We start from the raw sequence: 1,663 nt of genomic DNA, 5'->3' as shown, positions 1-1,663 counted from the left end.
CGAGCCGTTGCAGGAGAATAGCTTGATGCTCAGTGGGGCGGCTGACGCACCGCTTGCGCAGTTCGAGGCCCTCGCGGGTCGGCAGCACCACGTCCACGAGGCGAATCTGCGACAGCTCGGCGAGGACCTTGCGTGGCTCCTCGCCCAGGCCGGCGGCGTGGCACCACCGGCCGAGGGTCTTCCACAGCACATAGGCGAGGAAACACACGAGGATGTGGGCCTGGACACGTTGCTCCTTCTGGTGCCAGATGGGGCGGAGCTCGAGATCGGACTTCTGGATCCGAAACGCCGTTTCCGCGTCCGTGAGGTGAATATACGCGGTCCAAAGATCCTCCGCGGTCCACTCGACGAGATTGCTGCGGAGCACGTAGCACCCTTCGCTGAGCCGGGCCCAGTCCCGCCAGGCGGGCGACATCGTCCATTTCACCGCCGCCGCCCCGCGGTCGTCCGTCTCCACCTCGACGTGAAACAGCTTGGCGGCGCGTGAGTTGCTTCCCAGCAATCTCCCGACCCGCTGTGCAATCGCTACCGCGGACTGGGCGTGCTTCCGACAGCTGGTTGCCATCGTCTCGAGGCCCTCGGTGATGCGTCGCTCGAACCGGTCGTGCATCGCCCGTTCTTTGTCCCGGCGCGCGGCACTCCGGCACACGATGAACACTTCATCCCCGCCGGGCGCGGCGCACAATTGCGCCTCGACACCCGCCCGCACCCGCTGCCACGTCTCGGCGGCCAGCGCTCGCTCGAACCGGCGCAGCAGGCTCTTTGGCGTCCCAACGATGTACTGGCGGCCGTGGTTCTTCAGCCACGTGACATGGTCCTCACTCACCAGCCCGCGATCCAGTACCCAGATTCGGTCAGCGGCACCGTATCGGCTCTCCATGGTTTCGACGATCTCGCGGAGCGTCGTGACGTCATTCTTGTTGCCGGCGAACAGCTCGTAGCCGAGCGGCAGCCCCTCGCGCGTCACGACCAACGCCAGGTTGACTTGCTTGCAATCCGGCCGATGATCCCGCGAATAGCCGCGCTGCGCCTGCGGATTGCGTGCGGCCTCGCCTTCGAAATACGTCGACGTCACATCGTAGAGCAGTAAATCATACTGAATCGCAAACAACTCCCCGAGGCGGCGCTTAAGATGCTGCTCTAACGCCGCCTTGTGCGGGAGCAATTTGTCCAGCGCGCGGTAGAGCCGATCCTCGTTGACTTTGGCCGCGGGCACGCCCAACAGGTCCGGGAGCGCACTTGCGTCATAGACGTGCTCGGCCAGGCGCAGTTCGCTGCTCGGTGCGCACAGGCGACCGAGTACCAGCACGAGCGCCATCGCGGGCCACGGGATGTCGGCTCCGTCCGTCGGCACGGTCGCTGCGAGAAAGCGCGGCAGATCCAGCCGTTGCAGCAGCACGGTGCCCAGCCACGGGCCGCCGAAGTCGCGCGTCCGCTCGACGCGCACCCCGGTGAGATCGACCTCCACCCACTGCGACGTTTGGCCCGCTTCGTACAGCGGCTGTTGGTATGCGCGCATGCCGTCGGCAGGCGGCAGCGCCATCCGGCCACGCTCATCCACTTCGCCCAGATACGCGACAACCCGCTGGCGGGGGCCGCGGGCCGTGCGATACGATTCCACAAGCGCCCAATAGCCATGGCGCTTTCCATCTTTCTTCCGATA

1 protein-coding gene is annotated in these 1,663 nt (G+C 66.0%); it reads right to left on the bottom strand.

Annotated features, from left to right (window positions below):
* A partial coding sequence (locus tag VGS97_RS16430) for an IS1634 family transposase (RefSeq protein WP_326854406.1) occupies positions 1-1,663 on the bottom strand: 1,663 nt, incomplete at both ends.

This window comes from Actinocrinis sp. (assembly GCF_035946395.1).
GTDB lineage: Bacteria > Actinomycetota > Actinomycetes > Streptomycetales > Catenulisporaceae > Actinocrinis.
This window is presented reverse-complemented; position numbering and strand designations above follow the sequence as displayed.